Annotated in this window: 14 protein-coding genes; 7 read left to right on the top strand and 7 right to left on the bottom strand. The window is 54.9% G+C overall.

Going from position 1 to position 18,987, the window contains the following annotated elements; translation table 11 throughout:
• The first annotated feature begins 193 nt into the window (after positions 1 to 193).
• On the top strand, positions 194 to 1,645 hold the full coding sequence (locus tag WCA10_RS25050; protein ID WP_472825283.1) for a hypothetical protein: 1,452 nt from the start codon (positions 194 to 196) through the stop codon (positions 1,643 to 1,645).
• A complete protein-coding gene (locus WCA10_RS25045; protein WP_472825282.1) occupies positions 1,636 to 3,012 on the top strand; it encodes a deoxyribonuclease II family protein in 1,377 nt (458 codons plus the stop codon). Before WCA10_RS25050 ends, WCA10_RS25045 begins: the two co-directional genes overlap by 10 nt.
• Before the next feature lie 32 nt (positions 3,013 to 3,044).
• Here the strand turns inward: WCA10_RS25045 and WCA10_RS25040 are convergent, their stop codons facing one another.
• The 6 genes from WCA10_RS25040 to WCA10_RS25015 form a co-directional block, all read right to left on the bottom strand.
• The gene (locus WCA10_RS25040) at positions 3,045 to 3,515 is read right to left on the bottom strand and encodes a hypothetical protein (RefSeq protein ID WP_472825281.1); all 471 of its coding nucleotides are present in this window, start codon (positions 3,513 to 3,515) and stop codon (positions 3,045 to 3,047) included.
• A gap of 98 nt (positions 3,516 to 3,613) precedes the next feature.
• Complete coding sequence (locus WCA10_RS25035; protein WP_472825280.1) at positions 3,614 to 3,952, bottom strand: hypothetical protein; 339 nt, start codon at positions 3,950 to 3,952, stop codon at positions 3,614 to 3,616.
• Between the two features lie 663 nt (positions 3,953 to 4,615).
• On the bottom strand, positions 4,616 to 6,040 hold the full coding sequence (locus WCA10_RS25030) for a hypothetical protein (protein WP_472825279.1): 1,425 nt from the start codon (positions 6,038 to 6,040) through the stop codon (positions 4,616 to 4,618).
• Positions 6,037 to 7,371: a CHAT domain-containing protein gene (locus tag WCA10_RS25025; RefSeq protein ID WP_472825278.1), complete on the bottom strand. Its 1,335-nt coding sequence runs from the start codon at positions 7,369 to 7,371 to the stop codon at positions 6,037 to 6,039. Before WCA10_RS25025 ends, WCA10_RS25030 begins: the two co-directional genes overlap by 4 nt.
• Positions 7,368 to 8,786, bottom strand: coding sequence for a hypothetical protein (locus WCA10_RS25020; RefSeq protein WP_472825277.1), 1,419 nt, complete (start codon positions 8,784 to 8,786; stop codon positions 7,368 to 7,370). The genes WCA10_RS25025 and WCA10_RS25020 overlap by 4 nt, the downstream gene beginning before the upstream one ends.
• A gap of 8 nt (positions 8,787 to 8,794) precedes the next feature.
• A complete protein-coding gene (locus WCA10_RS25015) occupies positions 8,795 to 10,135 on the bottom strand; it encodes a hypothetical protein (protein WP_472825276.1) in 1,341 nt (446 codons plus the stop codon).
• A 268-nt stretch (positions 10,136 to 10,403) separates the two neighbouring features.
• On the opposite strand from WCA10_RS25015, the gene WCA10_RS25010 reads away from it, so the two are divergent.
• Positions 10,404 to 10,652 carry a hypothetical protein gene (locus WCA10_RS25010; protein WP_472825275.1) on the top strand — a complete coding sequence of 83 codons (249 nt, stop codon included), beginning with the start codon at positions 10,404 to 10,406 and terminating at the stop codon, positions 10,650 to 10,652.
• A 519-nt stretch (positions 10,653 to 11,171) separates the two neighbouring features.
• Here the strand turns inward: WCA10_RS25010 and WCA10_RS25005 are convergent.
• A complete protein-coding gene (locus WCA10_RS25005; RefSeq protein WP_472825274.1) occupies positions 11,172 to 13,442 on the bottom strand; it encodes a hypothetical protein in 2,271 nt (756 codons plus the stop codon).
• Positions 13,443 to 14,789: 1,347 nt separating this feature from the next.
• On the opposite strand from WCA10_RS25005, the gene WCA10_RS25000 reads away from it, so the two are divergent.
• Genes WCA10_RS25000 through WCA10_RS24985 form a run of 4 tightly spaced genes read left to right on the top strand, consistent with a single transcriptional unit; the run spans position 14,790 to position 18,164 of the window.
• Complete coding sequence (locus WCA10_RS25000) at positions 14,790 to 15,653, top strand: hypothetical protein (protein WP_472825273.1); 864 nt, start codon at positions 14,790 to 14,792, stop codon at positions 15,651 to 15,653.
• Entirely contained in the window at positions 15,631 to 15,924 is a 294-nt protein-coding gene (locus WCA10_RS24995; protein ID WP_472825272.1) for a PqqD family protein, read from the top strand. Before WCA10_RS25000 ends, WCA10_RS24995 begins: the two co-directional genes overlap by 23 nt.
• Positions 15,921 to 17,018, top strand: a complete 1,098-nt coding sequence (locus tag WCA10_RS24990) for a radical SAM/SPASM domain-containing protein (RefSeq protein WP_472825271.1) — start codon at positions 15,921 to 15,923, stop codon at positions 17,016 to 17,018. The genes WCA10_RS24995 and WCA10_RS24990 overlap by 4 nt, the downstream gene beginning before the upstream one ends.
• Positions 17,019 to 17,027: 9 nt before the next feature.
• Positions 17,028 to 18,164, top strand: coding sequence for a nucleotidyltransferase domain-containing protein (locus WCA10_RS24985; protein ID WP_472825270.1), 1,137 nt, complete (start codon positions 17,028 to 17,030; stop codon positions 18,162 to 18,164).
• The last annotated feature ends 823 nt before the right edge of the window (positions 18,165 to 18,987 follow it).

The following is an 18,987-nucleotide window of genomic DNA, read 5'->3' as shown; positions in this document are numbered from 1 at the left end:
CGACAGACGAGGTGATCGGGCGTGCTCTAGGTGATCTCAACATTGCGAAATACAAATTCTCACAATTAATGAAACGTCAGGCCCTCTCGAAACACAATGAGAGACAGTTGCCCTTTTATACCGCACTTTTCTGGATCGCCATCCACGAGACGCGGTTGGAGCGCTACTCGCGGATTTTGTGAGGTTTGGCAACATGAAACTCAATCGTCTCTATCGAGAGCGCACCTTAACTTCTATTTGCCGATCGCTCGGTCTACTCGCCTGCACTCTTGTTGTCATCGCTTCACCCGCAATTGCAAATGCGAAGATCAGTGTGAAACCTAAAATCGTCGTAGACGGTAGGCCCGCGCGACATGCACTCGTATCCATCTACAACTGCAAATCAAACCAATTAGAGGCGGGACCATTCTCGACCGCCGATGACGGATCCGTCTATGTGCCTGAGATCGATTCAGGGGACCACTGTCTGAAAGCAGAGATTCCCAGTGGCTTCGGAACAAAAGAAGTCCAATTGGATGAAAAAGGTGCCCAGCAAGAGATTGATCTGACAGAGATTGTGCCTCGTCTTAACCGCGCCGATCGGGTTGTCCCGGCAACTCTGTGCTTCTTCACGTTTCTGATGGTGATCTATCCCATCGGGCGATATCTTGCGAAGCCTTGGGCGTTCCGCCGCGACTACTTGATTGCCCAGCTTTCCGGCGAATCCATGAAGCTCTACTACCAGCAGTTTCGTGCTGGAGCATCGATCAAGGGGAAGGAAGTTGGAGATCCTTCGCTGAACGACGGCGACTACACAGAAGCGTTCGCGCACGACTTTCGGAAATGGTATGGAAGGCGATACTACATATTTCCGATAATGATCCTAGCTGTGCTAACCGGGATCTGCGGTTGGTGGGGTTGCCTAAACCTATGGGATTGGATAAGCGGCGTTCAAAGCCTGGAGTCTATGCGTGGATTGGTCGCTGCGGCGATCGCAGGCGCATTTGTATGGATCATTGCTGATGAAATCGATCGCCTCCGACGTCGGGACTTCACTTCCTTCGATCTCTACTATTACATCTTCCGAATTCTCATCGCGGTCCCATTCGGCTGGGCCTTGACCCGACTTCAAGTTACGCTTCAAGTCGGAATCCCCGTAGCATTTTTCTTAGGAGCGTTCCCTACTTCGACGTTGTTCACGCTTGCGCGTAGGCTGGCCGGCCAGCAGTTGAAGTTAGGAGAGGATCCGGCCTCGGGCAAGCTTGAGCTTGAGAGCCTTCAGTCAGTCGGCAAGGAAATTGCCGAGCGATTCAAGGATGAAGGCGTTTACACGATCACCCAGCTTGCCTACGCAGATCCGCTTGATCTTACGATCCGCTGTAACTTCGACTTCAATTACGTGGTCGATTGTGTGAGCCAGTCTCTGCTCTGGATATATCTGGGCGATAAGGTTAAGGACCTTCAGCCATTCTCTCTGCGGGGAGCGCAAGAGGTCGCATACTTTTACACATGTCTCACGCAATCAAACCCTGACCCCAAAGCAGTCGCAGCGCTTCAAGAAATCGCCAGCGACAAACTGAAGATGTCAAAGGAGGCGCTCCAGTGCACCCTGGAGCAAGTTGCGGGAGATCCGTACACCAAGTTCCTTTGCAAAATATGGACCTAGGAGCAGTCTCAAATTTGAGCACGGAGGATCGAATCGTGGCTCGTCGAATGTCTGATGCGGTGAAAGTTCTTGCATGTTTGTTGCTTTGTGGATGGTATCTGACCGGAACTGCTGCTCAGGACAATCCGACGAGCGATGCACCTGTTCCTCTGCTTCGTAGTGAGCATCCCGTAGATTGGTGGTTCGCATTCAAATTCAATGCTGAGACCTTCCCGCGAAGCGACGGTTCGAAGCCAAGCTGTCTTTTCGGAGGAAAGGCGGGAGGGAGCAGAGGGTACTTCAGCAAGATAGGCCAGTCGTTTGTCTATGCGAGTTCAGAAAACTCTGCGCTCCAACAGGGAGATGGCTTTATCGGTGACAGCACAGACGACCCCTTAGGTGCGACATTCGACGAAATCTACAACGGCGACTTTTTTTATGTTGTTTGGAATGACCAGTTCTACCGAGATCCTGTGCTGCAATGCGAAGGGTCCTCTGCCAATGAATGCGGCAAGCCATGGGGGCACTCGAAAGGGCTTCTCGCGTGGGATAGTGAAGGTGTAGGAATTGTAATCCAGGTCACTACCCCGGATTGGCCGGGATCTGGAGGAAAGGCACTCCCCCGGGCGGAAGGCAACTCCCTTGGATGCACCATGAGTGACGACGACGTCGACCTCAGCCAGCATTTTTTTGCGTTAAAGCTGACTGAGCCGGATGTGCTTAAGGTTCTGGCTGCTCTAAAGCAAGAAGGTGCGGTCACCGATACTGGCAATTCGCAATTAGTCCGAACTGGAGGCCCTCCGGAAATCGTGACCGCCGTTTCAGAACTGGGTTCTCCGAATACAGACGCAACCGTTACGAGTGAAAAGCTCTCATCCGGAGTTCGTTTGATCGCAAAAGCCGGAGGACTTAAGGCCCCACCATGGCAGTTGGTTTCCGCCCTGCTTAATGGAATGCCGCTCAGAGTCGCCAGTTTCTGGAGTGGAAGCAAAATCTATTCCACAACCTCGAAGACGCGGACATCGTGCCTATCGAAAGACTTCGGCTCTCCTGGCGCAATTCAAATAGCCCTCACGGGAAGCTGGAATGGAAAGACCATCGGGCTCTCCGGCTCCTCACAGAAGAACAGTGATGGCGATCCCTTGGGTGCGAATCATGCAAAGATCGGCGTATCCACCGAAGATGGAAGTTCTCTCACTGTTCTTGCGGATATGAATCAGGATGGTGTTCTCTCTGGAACTGGCTCGGCCTGTGCAGTCTCACAGAATGTTCGAGGAGGGATGTTCTTCGTGCTCGACGATCAAGGACTTCACGACGGAATTACAAAGCTGATTGCCGGTAAGACCGCCCCTGGACATGCTTCGGCTGCAGCTCCAAACCCGCAATAATCACGCTCAAGCTCCACGAGGCAATCTTGGAGCTAGGACGTGATGGTGTACATCGGAGCGAACTCGGGGACTCCGGCTGCGCGCCCGGCGATCCAGCGAAGTACATAGACCTGAGTGGGATCAGTTAAGGAGTGCGTAAGCCCGTTCGGGACTACCTCGAAGATGGCGTGTGCTCCAAGGTCCTTGAAATAGTCGATATCTGGCTCGACCATAACGCATTCGATACCGCCGATGGTCTTTTTGTCATTTTCATGAAAGGTCAGCTGTACGTTCGCTTCACCGAACTGAATCTGCTTCCAACTGGATGTTGCACCTTGATGAAAGAGACCAGGATTGTTCTCGACCGCAAACAGATCTGCATTTGCCGCGATCCTAACCTGATCAATCAAGGTAGGTTCGCACCACGCGAAGAACCTATCATGCGCAGGTGCGTAGGGGGCTTCCCATCGAAGGGCTTTGATGTAGTCGAGTGGAGTGCCCTGCGAAAGAGAAATCTGGCTCATTGCTTCGCACAAGTTCAGTAGGCAAGCAAGCGAGTCCTCATGTGTTTCCAGAAGCTCTTTGTATCGAGTCTCAGCGGTAGGACCATCGACATCCGCTCCTAAAATGGAAATCGAGTACCGACCGAAGGCCATGTCGCCGCCGCGAAATTGAACCCAGGATCATTCGAGATCAGCATTATGTCCAGAGTTCGCAGGTAATTGTCTGAAAGAGAGACCGGCATGAACCCAGCCTGCTTAAATCCGTCTGCATAGACGACAACCGAGTAATTGTCTCCACCATTGTCGTAGAAAGGCAGGTCAAATTGCCTTTGATTTGCTTGTACGAAATTGCGGAATAACTGCTTTCGGTTTCCGTCGATGATTGTCACTAGGAATGGAACAACCGGGGAAAAGAGCTGGCGTGTCCCGTCGAAGATCCGCAATTTAAGTGTGCTCATTGGACCTACTTGGAAAGTGCAGCGCAATGATAGCATCGAATTGTTTTTTGTGGTTGAATCGGCTGCCATTAATACTTGAGCGCCATATCATTTGATGCTCTGTTGGCCGGTGTTCCACTCGACCCTAAAACATGGGGATTTCGGATACTTATCTTTCAACAAAAGAAATCGCAGGTAAAGAAACTGCCGCACACGCAGTTGGACTTTATTAACGGCGCACAGGACCCAATTGCGAAGAAGTTACGAACTCAGCTCGCGGTTGAGCAATGTGTGCGGGATCATGGAGTGTAAGCGTGGAAGAGTCCGCACCCAGTTCACCTACGACCCGCAAAGCGATGCCCTCGGCCGCGTCACGTCCTACGGGTGCAACTCCCTCGGCCAGAAGACATCGATGGTCGAACAGCTGTTACCGGACACAAACGCGCCTGAGACGACATTTCCAAAGCTGTCGACGGCCCGAGGCACGAGCGACCGTTGTTGGCCCGAAAATACCTCAGAACACTTGCGACGCCATCCCGTCATGCGCACGTGGATGGCCGGACACTGCGGCGTTTTTTGGCGCCTAGGGGTTGGCGTCGGTGAAACCTACACCCACACCGCGAAATCACACAGGACGGCAGTTTCGGAGGCGCCGGAGGAAACATTCGCCAGCAGGATTGAGCACTAAATTGGCGGGAGCGCCACCGTGGGATCTCCAAGGATTACGCAAGCCTCCCTATCGAGGGCGGTCAGTTGAGTTCTCAAAGCGACCTCACGATTTCTTTGCCTGATCGCCGCATCAGCATCCAGCGCGCCGTCTTTCGCCTGCGACCACTGCTGAAACAGCTGGCCTACCAGCGCGAACATATCCGAGAACGCCAGCCCCACCGGTTCCGGTCTGGTCCGGTACATACGGTTGTACAACGCTTGGACGACCGTCGAAGTAAGGGGCTGCTTGCTTTCTGGATTGCGGATCGTCCAGTCGAAGGTCGGCTCAATATGACCGATAAAAGCGCGCAAGGGTTGCTTCGCTCCGAGCAACGCTCGGGGAAACGGCGCCATGTGAGCCCCAAGGCCCGCCACGGCCAGAAGAATCTGCTCTACCGGTGACCCGGGCGGTACGAGTCCGAGGTAGGCCGTCTTATTATTCGATCCCGCCGAACAGCAAGCATGCGAATACCAGATCGCTCCATTCGGATTCCAGCCGTCGAGCATCGATTCGGGTCGAACCAATTGCGAATTGGCATCCACCAGCAGACCCAGATCCCGACCCATGACCTTTGGGTTGTCAATCGGACCGGTCATGCCGTGGCTGGTGGACACGATCATCGCGGGCGGACGGTCCGGGTCTTTAAGTGCTGCTGCAAGTTTATCGACCGTCGCGTCTGGACCCGCCAGATGCCTTACCTTACCCTTCACCTGCGGATCCTTATCGAGAGCCGCCCGCACCGGTTCTGCGATCAGGTAGCGCATCAGGAACGTGATGTCATTTGGACCCTTGTCGACCGTCCAGATGAGTGGCTGGTCAGATTTGACCTTCGCATCACACCAGTTGTTAATCAGCGCCGCTATGTAGTTCGACAGCGCCTCACCGGTCAGATCGAGGCGGCCGGTGTAGCAAGGGCCATTCAGAAGATATTGAAAATCCCATGGAACCTCGGTCGGCGAGCCGTAGATGAGCAGGTAACGTGGAAGGCGTCCCGGCGCGGTGCCCCGCTGCGATCCAGAAAGCATTACGCTCTGCGCCGGACGATCCGTATAATAGCGACGCAACGATTCGCCGCCAGCCTCTGGCCGGTATCGCAAGATCGGGGATCCCCTGCGCTTCTCGAGCAGTGGACGCAGCTCTTCGGGAACATCGGTTCCTGTGGCGCGATTGCTCTCGCTTAACGCATCGTTATCGCGCAGGACCAGGCCCCAGCCCACGCGCTCATCCCACCAGTCCCGCAAATCGACCGGTTCGTCCGCGGCAAGTGGCTTTACCTTGATCTGCTGATGGCGCGCCACGGCCCACTGCCGCCACGTGGATGCAACAGGAGTAGCTGGCACCTCAGCACCCGTCCAAGCATTGATGGAGAAGGTGCTTGGGAGTGACTCTTCGTTGCTCATTTGGCTCTGGCTCGAACTTCTTGCAGTGCCTGCAAGAATCCCTGCCTCTTATCGGGTGGCATCATCGCCAGCAGTCCTTCAATGGTCTCCTCGTGCCCACGATCCTCGTCTTGGGACGTCTGCGTAGGGCCGGCCACGCCGAATGTGACTGGCACCGCAGGCAGTGGCTGGCGCACGCGGAGCGCCTCGGGCTGGACGTATAGCACAGGCAAAGCCCACTGCCTTCCGAGCTTCTCATTCAGGTTCTGGTGACGGTCCCGAATGGCGACGCGAGGGGCGTGCAGCGCGCTCACCCAATCGAGCGTCTCAATATCGCCGCTCTCAATGCCTTGCAGGATTTCGCCAAGCTTCTGGAAAATAGCAGGATAGAAATACTTGCAGAACTCGTGGGCATCCAGCGCATCCACGGCCTCCATCATTCCGACGGCCGCATAAACGCCTTGCGACACGAGCGACTGTGTCAACGAATGTACTTCCTTCGTGGCCGCGCCGCCCTCGCAGCAGTTAAGGGTAATCAACCAGGCGTCCCGGACGCCGGCACTGGTCAGCAGATCGTCAATCGCTAGCTTCACCGAGCTATTGTTCGTACCCGCGTCGTTAAACGTCGCCAATTGCAGCTCCGATTGCCCGAACGCGGTGGAACCATGGCAGAAGAAGTGAACTATGTGCGGGCCGAATTTGTCGAGCTGCGACAGCAGATCCGTCTGATTAGTGATCGTCACGCTGGTGAGTTGATTGTCGCCGACAATGGCACTAACCCTATCCGCCAGGTGCTCATCGCCGATCGCGGCGAAGACTCGGAGCGGAAGCCCAGTTGCCCGCGCGTCATTCACCGCTTTGTAAAAGGCCTCCCACTCTGGGATCGCGTCGACGCCCAGCGCCGACACGATTGCCATAATCTTCACGGGAGCCTGAAACGGAACTGGATTCCTGGGCACCGACCTTGGAGAGTCCGCAATTCGTCCCACCTGCCAGCGCTTATCCCAGGCGAGAAATTTGCCTTTGTCGTCACATAGCGCCTCCCAGAAGAATTGCTCCACGTCGGTGACACCCCCAAGATTGAAATAAATTGGACAACTGGCGGCGGGACCGAGACCGAGTGCGTAATCCACCGCTTTCCGTACCATCTCATTCGAAGAGGTCAGCTTCGATAGCAACACTTGGCCATACAAGCGAATCGTGTCCGGCTGATTCAAGTCCGGAAGCGACGAGGGGTCGCACTCGAAGAATTGAGTTGGGCCGAAATCCGGGATGTTGGGAGCGCGCTGCAACTCGACCAAGCGTCTGTTGCCCGGCATACGCGCGATGCGGACAACGATTTGGCCGTTCACAGCTTTACCCTTGATTTTTGTGCCATTAGAGCTATGGCCTGTTTGATCTCGTCCAAGCCCCGTTCAACGCCAGCCGTCTGGGCACTGGTGCGCGCCAGCCTGCGGGCTGCGGTGGTCTTGCGAACCTGATTGACCTCGAACTGCTTCTGTTCGACATAGCGTTGCGTGGCTGCAATCCAAGCCGGGACGTTTTCCTCAGAAGAGGGGTCGCCCAGCGCGGTCGCTCGAAAAGCGAGCGATTCCGATTCGAGAGTACGAATGCCTTCTAATTCTAGGGCCTGCTGCTTATAGCCCGCCACGCGGAAAGGTTGGCAGCAAAGCGCAATCGAACGAGTGATGGCTGGGTGGATTAGCTCGCGATTGAACAAGAATAGAAATGCCTGATTGAGCTCAAACAGATCGGTTCTGTCCAGCCTGGATTCATGGTGCAGAGTCGGGCCAGGGCGGCGCTGCGCGAGGTCATCCGCAACCGCGCGTAGTCCCATCTCCGAGTAATTTCCGATCGGCGAATCGATCGCTACGGACCATGCACCCACTTGGCGCAGAAACAGGTTCAGCTCATCGCTTCCCACAAAGCGGCACCAGGAAGCATCCTGATTGAGCATGGGCGATTCTGCGAACCCGAGGGCTCCTTTCGTCCCGGAGAAGTAGCCGTGACCCTGGAAGTGGACTAGATCTACGCTACGGCCCTGCAGGGCTTCGCGCATCCACAGTAACCAGGGACTCTCGATCTCAGGCACGCTTCTGATTTCAAGGCTCTTGCGTGGGATCGCGTACGACGCCGCGGAGGCGGGATCATGCACAAATACTCTCGTGTTCAATTCGCCCTGCCCGGCCCAATAGCTTTCGAGCCGCCCCGCGTACCGCAGGTCTGTAAATATGTCGACGCGGACATGGGACCGGGGAACTTTCAGCAAGTGCTCGGTAATTCCGATGAGGTTTTGCTCGACATTGAACGGCGTATCCGCGACCGGCTCGCTTGCGCACAGGGCGACGTCGAGAGTGGAAGGGATCTCGGTTGGAGGGTCACACCACACGTCAGGCAGACGAAGGATGGGGTGAGGTACGGCTTCAATCAGCAACTCTTCCCATGGAACGATCCCCAGGTAACCGTAAGGCTTCACAAGATGCAGCCAGATCGTGCCGGGGTGATCGAGTTTGTTCAGCTCTTCGCGCAGTTCCTGCTGTATTTGCTGCGGCAAACGAAACTGGTAGCCCTGATAGAGCACCTTGTCAGGATCAAAGCGGGGAGGCAGACCGAATTGGCTCGCCTCCACTTCCCATGATCGAATTGTGTATGGGTTATGCGACTCCGTGACCTCGAACTCCAGTCGAATTGTGGCGTCGGAGCCGCCGGTCACCAACGAAACCTTAAGCCCCGCGAGATTGTATGCCTTCTTAATCAACATCGCCATTGCAACACCTATGCTTTCGCGAGATTGTACAGAGCCCACCAAGTCGACGGGTTACTTATGTCACCATGGCCGGCGATTGTGCGATCTCCGCGCAGGCCGTAAATCCGGACTGCGGAGTCCAACGCGTATGGCTGATTCACATCTTGCATGTCGATCAGCTTTTCGCCACAACGGCGCGGTCCAAATCCGCCGAGGGCAGCGAATATGCTGGGGGGCTCGCCCTCCGCCGCGATCTTCATTTCGCCCAAATCGGACGGGCGGATCAGAGCGAGGTGAAAGACTTGAGTGAGCGGGATGTCGCGCTTGCTGAACGTCGACAGGATCGGCCGTTCAACCCGTTCGAACGCCTCATGATAGCCACCGCGCTTGCCGGTGATGGGCAGTTGCTCCGCAAAACACAGATGCGAAACCGCCGGCTGAAGCAGAAGCACCGAGTGCGCCTTTCTGGGCAATCGGTCCGGCACGCACAGCGCTGACAATACGACCTTGCCTCCGTACGAGTGTCCGATGACATTCACGTGCGCATTGGTACTCTTGAGCAGATCCACAAGCAGCGGGCTCACCCCGTTGGCGCCCACAGTCCCTGCGCGATCCTTCATCTGCCACACGGTGACCCCGCGCAGGGCATTGCGAGGCAGGTCACGCATAAAATCGATGATGCCTGCGGGAGCTGCTACCGCCCCACTCGATTGGCCAGTCACTCCGAAGTCATCTAGATTTGGGACAGCCGCGTCGGCCTGCGGCGCGAGCTGTTTCCAACTCGCTACGATCTCTTCGGGGCTACGAGCGGCGGCGCCGGTGACCTCATCGTTTCCGGAGGTGTAAATCGGCTGCAAGATTCTGGCAAATTCCAGAGCTTCCGCCTCGCTGAAACCATCCTTCTGTGCAAGTTCGTAGAAGCGCTCCACCTTATCGTTGGGCAATTCGCTCGCGAGATCGTGCAGGGCCTGCTGTGCTGCCCCTATCTCGGCATCCATAATCGCGGGATCGCCGGCCGCGAATTGTGGTCCTTCTTCGCTCTCTTTCACCAGGATCGCGGACGGCCAAAACACTCCGACCAGCAGAGGCTTGTAGCCAGGCGGCATTGCGAGTGAGTTGTCCTTCCGCATTTTGACGAAGCCCTGGATGAAGCTTTCGTAGCGATCGGTGGCGGTCTTCCAGTCGTTGTTCCAGCCGTGCGAGAACAGATATATGTCAGTGTATTCCTTGGCGTAGTCGATTAAATGTTGGCGAGTTTTCGGACCCTCGCAGCGGCCTTTTTTGTCAAATGGAATGATGTAGTAGGGAACATCGGTTCCGTCGGCCAATGTGACGTGGCGATAAGGACCGGCGGGAAGCTGGTCGGGCATAATGTATGAACCTCCGATTGGATCATACGCAACAGCGGAACCCAGTGCCTAAAATAGAGGTTTCCACATCTCCGAGCCCGGTTGAACTGGAAGAAATGACGCTGCGCATAGCAACGAGTCTCACTAGGTCAGCCTGTGGACTTGCGTTCCATGAGCATGATCTGGGACCCAAACGAACGGAACGCTCGGATAGAGTGCGAAGTCATTGAAAAGCCATGCGTCTTAGTCAACTCAAGAGCTAAGGCGCCGCCAATGGCCAAGACGACGAATGGCGCGCCAACCGGGATTTGGGCTGTTCGCCGTCAAGTTGACGCTCACTCAGAACCGCATGTATCCCCTGGAGGTAGTTCCTGAGCCTCCTGCCGACCACAAGATTGTCGCCAGTCCGAGAGCCGCGCCCCGCTATCAGAACCCCGACTGCGCCACTTGCTATCTGGTCAATCCTCTCAGTCAACGGGACGGCTGGCGATCTCCAGTTCTTGAATGGGTCGGGACCTTCCGCGTCTACCATGGTTGAACCTGGCCGAAGACAAGGTGGACCTTTGGTAAGCCCTTGGGCAAAACCCAGAAGGTCTGCCTGCGAAGACTTCCTCATAAATCCAGTATTCTCAATGCACTCTGGCGCGTCCAGCAGTGTTCGATGTGCGACTGTAGTCGATTTTGTAGCTGTCAGATCCTCTAAATTCAACACGGTTCAACAACTTGCCGAGAACCAGGAATTGAAAACAAATGAGTTACAAAAAGGATTTCACGTAGGGAACCTGGTCCCGAACCGGATTTCGGGGATTATTGAAATCTATTGAATCGCGCAGTTTGTAACTATTTTCGATTGAATAGTTTGCACGTCTAGTGTTGAGAACGATTGAAATCGATCACTCCTTGGTGATTTCTGCACTACAAAATCGACTACAAGTACGCATCTTCTCCTATGGCGGCTAAGTGCTCCGAGCGTGGATTCCCAAGCCGTCGGTGCGAGCAATGGTGCCAAGTGTCCCTGCCTGCGGATCACGCTGGAGGCGGTGAAGACGAGATCCGCCTAGTTCAGCCCTGCTTGCGTCAGCTTGACCGCGCAATAGGAGGATATTCCGCAACTCGAAGTTGTACCCTGTGTGGTGAAATAGATGCTCGATGCCTGGCCTTCGCTGGAATCGTTGTCGATAATAATTCCACTAGTGCCATTCGAGCCCACACTTGTGGCGTTGGTGGCTGCCGCTGTCTGAGTATCGCTTGTCAGCGGCAGGTCGAAGGTAGACACCTCGGCCGGAAAAGCCGAACCAAAAAACAAATAGTCCTGAGTTGGGCCTATCGCCAGCGCACTGGCCAAGTTACAGTTTCCGTTGGCGCCCCCGATGTTCGCGTCCACCGCGCTGGTGAAGGAAAAAGTGGTCGGACTTGTAACCGTGACGGTCGGTTCTCCGCCCATTGCCCTCACTGCGGCGCTGGTACATCCGCCCGTTCCCGCCACCACCCCCGATATCACCACCACCTGGTTGGAAACGAATGCATTCGCGGTGGTCGTGACCGTCAACCTGTTCCCGCTTTGCGTCACCGCGCTAATCGCGTACGCCTGGTCATTCCCATAAAACTCCGTTAGGGGCGAGAAAGAGAAATTAAGATTGCCGAAGCCGCCGTTATCGGTGTCTGTATACTCAGCCGTCGTGTTCATGATCCCCGACGTGAATTGAATCTGCGTCAAGCTGCCGGGTCTGCTGTCGTAGGCGACTAGCAACTCTCCATTGTTGCCGGGTGTACTGCTTGAAATCCCCTTGGTGAAGTAGTTATTGTCCGGCGTCGGGCCGAAGATTGCAGAGCAAGCCGAAGCGCTAAGGTCCGCGGTTGCCAGCAGCTCCGGGCTTCCGGTCCCGGTGGTTGAAAACTGAACAACAACCGGTGAGCTGCTGTTCGCCGCGTTACATGGGGAGGCAACATAACCCACCCCGTTTGTTGAATCCACGACGGGACCGTTGTCAGCAACCCTACCTTCGCGGGTCCCGATTGTCGAATATCCCTCAACAACACCGTCGCTTGTGACCTTGTAGAGGCGCGCTCCCGCCGCGTCTGCGACGAAGACATCACCGGAGTTACCGACATCCACTACCGGTGATGACAGACCAATATTGAGGGTATCCACAACAACCGGAAAACTGCTCCTGATCGTCGGAGTGCCACCGCCAAAGACCGGCGACACGGAATAGAGGTTACCGCTGTCATCGCCGACGTAGAGAACATCGTTTGCATAGTCGACAAATGGTGAAGAAAGAGTGTCGTTTGTCGCGCCTAAGCCGCCCGGCCACATCGGCAGCATGTAATCGGTGGCGTTGCTGCCGGGCGTGCTGCCTGGGATGACTGCCGCTGTGGCGCAAGTCGGGGCTACCGTCCCACTATTCGTGCAGCTTCCATGTTCCGTGCCCGTGCCCACCGTCAGCACGTGCAGGATTGGTCCAGAGATCGCATTCTCGACAAATGCGATCTTCCGGCCATCGAGCGAGAGAACGGGCGAGGTCGGTATCGACCCAGTGCCAGCGGAATAGGAAAAGGTGAACGTTGGGTAGGTGTAGCCCGAGCACAACGGAGAGCCGGAACCCGCATACAGATTGTTGAGTCCTACTATATTCGCCCCTGTTCCATTCCTTCCCGCAGTAGGCAAGCCCCAACTGAAGTTGCTTAAATGGCTGGCAGTGCTAAGGGTGACTCCCGTCCCAGGGGTAAGCGCATACACCGTAACGGAACTGGACGAACCTGAACTCGGATTCTCGACCGCAGCCAACTCGTCGAGCGCGATGCTGCTCAGGTTCCGGTTGATGGCTGCCGCGAAATTGCCCGCATCAGTTGCCGTATTGTTCGTGCCGCTCACCGCGAACGTCGTCCCTGAATTCGATGTGCCGGCGGTCAGCGTCAGTGTTATGGGGCTCGAGCTCGTGGGAGTGATCGTGATGGACACTGTTTGGCCGATCGCAGGGTCGTTAGTAAATGTTCCGTAAACGTTGGCGCGAGAACTTCCAGTCCCAGAGGTGGAAAAAACCACAAAATCGTTTGCGCAACTCGGCGGTGCATTCACATCGAAGGTGTATTTTGCGGGGTAAGAATACGAGCCGGCATTTCCTAGCGAGACAGCCCAATCGCGTTTCAGCTTTCCGTGCAGAGAGACTGGGTGAGGTTTGGTCGGCTCGTGGTGCCTGCGAACAATGCCGTGGGCCAAAAACGATACATACGCGCGCGGGTCTTTTGCCATCCTGTCGGCCTGTTCGTCGGTGTGACCCGCTGTGTAGATGACGTGGCGGTTGCTCCAATCTTGAATCAACGGCATAGAACCGTCTGGCCGGGCCTGATACCGCGCAAAATCAGGCTTTTTGGTTGAATCTTGCTTCTTAGCAACGTCCGGAAGATCCGGTTTTTGCTGGCCATTTGCCCGTTGTGCGACGATAGGTATCGCCGCCAGTGTCAAAATGCACACCATGATTCTCGACGAAGAACCAACTGCATGGAACATCGGCGCACTCCAATCTCAACTCTGGATCTTGTGACGCAAAGCACACCCCAATATCTGAAATTGCAGAACGCCGGTCTTTCCTGGATGGGTGTGACGTGAAGTAGCAATCTGCCACAAAACACGCAGGCTTAGGACGCCCCCGCGCAGCCGTGGAAATAGGCCAACTACTCTCAGAGCGATTAAAAAGCACCGGAAGAGAATTTTCAAGACAAGAAAGTGATCTTTAACGTTTGAGTTACATTTCTCGTCGATCTCATTGCCCGTTCATGTTCATCCCGAAGTCCGAGTCTCTTGTGGAATTCGGGCCTCACAGGTCCTGAAATTTCCCGGCCCGTTTGTCGATTAGCTCCCTGTCTGGTACCTTGGATCCAAAGTACAAACCGCAAGCAAACCAATTCCCCTAGGGGAGTGAGGTCCAATTTGGACACGAACACTTCTGATCAGAAGCAGCGGCCCGCCACTCAGAGTGACGCCAAGAACTCGACCAAAAGGCCTTATGTAAAGCCAATCGTGCGGCATGAACGGGTGTTTGAAACGATGGCGCTTTCGTGCGGGAAAGTACAGTCGACGCAGAGAGGGTGCGGCTTCAACCGCAAGAACTCATAAGCACTGCCGAGATGATCCAGGGAGCACATTTGCGGAGAGCTTGCTGCGATCTCGCAGTGGATGTTGCGCGCATTTCCGGCAAAGTGCGACTGAGAGTGACCGGCACCAGTATGGTCCCTACGATCTGGCCCGGCGACGAGCTTGTTGTTCGTCGATGCGAACCCTCTGAGTTGTTGCCCCAATCCATTGTTATGTTTCGACGCAACGGGGGCTTGGTTGTTCACAGGTTGATTTTCCGGACTCCAGACCAAATTATTGCCAGGGGCGACGCTCATTCCTGGCTCGATGAGCCGGTCTGCCTCGCTGATGTCATTGGACGCGTCGAATTGGTCGTCCGGAATGGACGATCAATAGATCTGGAGGGTTCGCTCTGGCATAGCGGGATTGCTTTCGTGCTTCGGCATTCTGAATGGTTTGCCCGTGTGTTTCTGCGACTTAGTTCTAGTACGCGAATTCCTGACTTGGCGTGATCTCTGTGGGTCGAACTGAGCTGTCGATGCTCAGAGTGCGAACCTAATCACGGAAACTTCAATGTTCTCTTAGGAGGCGAAGAACAGTATGTCGGTATCGACGCAACTCCCCGAAGTCGAAACCACGCGTACTGTTGTCATTGAAATTGGTGGAGTCCCCATCGAAGTGCAGACGACAGATCCAGAATTCGAGCATGTTTTGCGGGGACGTTATCGCGATTTCATTCGTCCGGGGAGTGAGCCGATCTTTGCACTCCGTGTGCAAATAGCGCCCCCCGATCCTAGCGATCTGGACGGTGATGCGGAGGTGTGGCTGGAGGGCACTGAGTGGCGAATGAAACGGGGTGATTTCCATGCCTGTTGGAGTACGACCGAGCGCCGCGGAGAGGTGAGACAGTCAGCCAATCCATACTCGATCGACTCGGTGCTTCGCATTCTCCACACGCTAATTTTGGCTCCTGAGGGTGGATTTTTGCTGCACGCCTCTAGCGCCGTTCGCTCCGGGAAGGCATATCTCTTTTCGGGGGTGTCCGAAGCGGGAAAGACAACGATGGCACGTTTGGCGCCTCAGGATGTAACGCTGCTTACGGATGAGGCTTCTTATGTGCGCAAAGTCAACGAAGAATACTTTGCCTTTGGCACTCCATTTGCCGGCGAGCTTGGAGAGCCGGGCAAGAACATTTCAGCGCCAGTTGCTGCGCTTTACCTGTTGAAGAAAGCCCGAGAAAATCGAATCGAACCGATGACCTCGGCGGAAGCGATACATTGCCTTCTCCGGAACATTCTCTTTTTCGCGCATCAGCCAGAGATGGTTCGGCAAGTGTTTTATGCGGCCTGCGCCTTCGTGGAAGCAGTGCCGGTTTACGAACTCTCATTCTTCCCTGATCGGCGAATTTGGGAACTTATAGGTGACCATGGAATCTGCGGAAATGTTTCTCTCCCAAAGTACTGACATCGCTGCCCGTACTATCGGGGACGATACGCTGATCATGTCGACGCTGGATTCAACAGTTTTTGTGCTGAATGCGGTTGGCACTGTCATATGGAACGCTGCGGATGGTAAGACCCCGCTTTCGCAGATAGTTCGTGATCGGGTTTGTTCTGAATTCGATATCAGCGATGAAGAGGCTCTTGTGGATGCGCAAGAGTTTGTCCATCAACTTGCCGAACACGGCATACTTTCGGTTTCGGGTCTTCCGGTTTCCGGGGTGGAGGGTCAATGAATCTACTGGATGAAATGAATGAAAAGGCAACTGCTCGCGGAGTACCGCTGAGCGCACATCTAGACGTGACCTGGCGGTGCAATGAACGGTGTGTGCATTGCTATCTCGACCACGATGGCAAAGGCGAGATGACCACAGAAGAAATCAAGGACGTGATCGGACAACTTGCCGAAGTCGGGACCTTCTTCCTCAGCATCAGCGGCGGCGAGCCGCTGTTGCGTCGCGATTGTTTCGAGATCCTGGAGTACGCCCGCTCATTACGTTTCAATGTAAAGCTTAAGACCAACGCTGTAATGATCGGTGCGAAAGAAGCGCAACATCTGAGAAAACTCGGAATTGAACAAGTCCAGATTAGTGTCTATTCGCACCGTCCCGAAGTCCACGATGCCATCACGAAGTTGCCAGGCTCGCTGCGCAAGACGATAGATGCAATTCGGCGCCTCAAAGCGAACGACGTGAAAGTCTCGATCACCAACGTGCTGATGCGATCCAACAGCCAGGATGGCTTGGCAGTGAAGCAAATGGCCAGAGAATTGGGCGTTAGTTTTGTCATCGACCCGACCATTACTCCGATGCTGAACGGCGACCGGTCAATCACCAAGCTTGGGATCACTCTTGATGACCTGCAAGCAGTAATGCGCACCGAAGAATTCGTTGGGGACGTTGCCGAGTTCTGTGCTCCAGTCTCCACCGTCGGCGATGATATTCTTGAGGGCTATAGTTGCAGCGCCGGTCACACGCTGGCGTACATTTCACCGTTTGGTGACGTATTTCCGTGCGTGCAATTTCCGATGCCATGCGGCAGCGTGCGCAAGCAGCGCTTCCGCGAAATCTGGTTCCACTCCGCGGCCTTTGAGGAATTGCGGTCGGTGCATGTGCGCGATTTGCACACCTGTTCGCAATGCAGCCACACAGCATACTGTTCCCGTTGCCCGGGACTTGCCTACATGGAGGGAGACTTCCGCGGTCCGTCATCGGCAGACTGCAAGAAGTCCTACGCTCGCACCGGCATCCCTTCCGCCGCTATGATTCGAAGTGGCAATCGTCCTCCGGAGGCTTCCGGCGATCTGGTCCAGATTTCTGGGCTTCAATGAGGCGCTGGCATGAGGTCTGGAATCCAGTGTCTTTTGGATGTACTCCAAGGCCACTACCAGCAATGTCGGTGGTTGGAACCTGATTTTGCTCTCCTGCTTGGGATTGCGGAGGAGGAGAACGTAGTTCCTTGGGTGGTCGAGTGCTTGCGCCGTCTAGATGTTGATTTCTCACCTCAGCAGAAACAGAAACTAGATGACCTCTTTCGCGCTGCTCAGTTTTCTGCTTTCGTGTGGGCCGAGACACTCAAGGCCACTCTTGATGCCTTTCATCGCGCCGCCATTCCCGTGATAACGCTCAAGGGGCCGTCTTTGGCTGAACGCATCTATGGAGATTCCTCCTTGCGCACGTGCTACGATCTTGACCTGCTCGTGCGCAGCAACGACGTTGATAAGGCCGAAAAATTACTTGGAGATATTGGTTTCTCTCCCAACGGCCGCGCCGACGATTATCATCGTGCCTTCAGCCGCAAATCGATCAACCTCGAATTACATCACAACGTAGAGAATCCGCTCGCGTTCGAGTTTGACATCGAGGGGACCTGGTCGCGTGCTATCCCTTCAAACTTTCATGGCGTTCCAATGTTTTACATGGCGCCTTTTGACGAGTTGCTCTACCTCTGCCTGCATGCGGTTCGTCATCGATTCGACCGCATTTGTCTGATTCTCGACCTCAGTCTCGCCTTTCGCAGACTTCAGCGTCCCGTCGCAAGCATTCCCCATTGGGCCGATTCCGTTTTCAACAACGTTCTCGTTCTTGGCTGGATGATGGCCGCTCATCTCGATGCAGATATTCCTGCCCTGCAAATGATGCGAATCAGCTCCAGAGATCGCATTCGGCTGGAGAAGATTTCGGACCGGCTCTGGCAGGAACTGATGCTTTGGCCGCAGCCAGCGCTCGATTGGGCCGCCCAGCATCGCTTCTATATCGAAGTCGAATCTCCTGGTTGGAGCCGCTTGCGTCGCCGCATTCGTCATCAGCGAATTCTAGCCACACGCCTCATTGATGAAGATCTTGTCTTCGCCGATCGATTTCATCTGCGTCGCGAATGGCAAGCGCGTTTACTTCGACCAATCCGGCTCCTAATGAAAGGCCGTAATGCTTCGCCGGAGACGCTTAGCTATCCAGAATCCGCTGACTCCCAATAACCGGAAGGACAAGAGGAGTGATGGTTTCAATCCGGCAAAGAAGGTAGACGCGACCCTTAACGTTGGCAGAGCTCTCTTGGCGCGTCTTGGGCGATGGATGGTAACGACTCAGCCCTCGAAAACGGCCAGTGAATTGTAGCGGGAATGTCGAGTTCGCCCTCGATCCGGAAAAGACCCTTGTGCGCAACGACAGGTACGAAGGATATCAGGGAAGCTCCTGGTTCAAACCCAGAGGGTCGGCCTGCCTCACTGAATTGCTAACGAGCTCAATATTGAGGATCTTCCGATTGTGAGCCAACCACCGAGACTGCTAGCTGTAGTCGAAATTGAACCTCAAGGATCACCACAGAACCCCAGATTCCACAAACATGCCGCTGCAACTCGCTGATTCTAAGGGAGGAGTTTAGGGTAGAGAACCTGGTCCCGAACCGGAATTCCGGGATTATTGAAATTTATGGAATCGTGCAGTTCGTAACTGTTTCTGATTGAACGTATTACAAGCTTCTTGTTGAACGTTATTGAAATTGATCGCTTCGCGGTGCTTTCAAAGCCACAAAATCGACTACAGGCAAGGCATCAGCTCTGTGGCGCTAGTCTAAAATACTGCTGAGTTTGGGTTCTCGAGCTGGTCCACTGCGTGCATGATGGAGCGAGCGCGCGAGCAGGGAAATACGCAGGCTTTAGAAGTGAAATTTTGTTCAGTTCAGGGCTCATCACGGCCTCCGAGGGAGTCATATCGGAGGTCATATTGTTTGTTTCTATAACGTTTAAGACGGCGAGCGTAGGCTCGCCGTTTTTCGCGTTAGGGAGGAAGACGATGAGG

This window comes from Occallatibacter sp. (assembly GCF_049582745.1).
Lineage (GTDB): Bacteria > Acidobacteriota > Terriglobia > Terriglobales > Acidobacteriaceae > Telmatobacter.
This window is presented reverse-complemented; position numbering and strand designations above follow the sequence as displayed.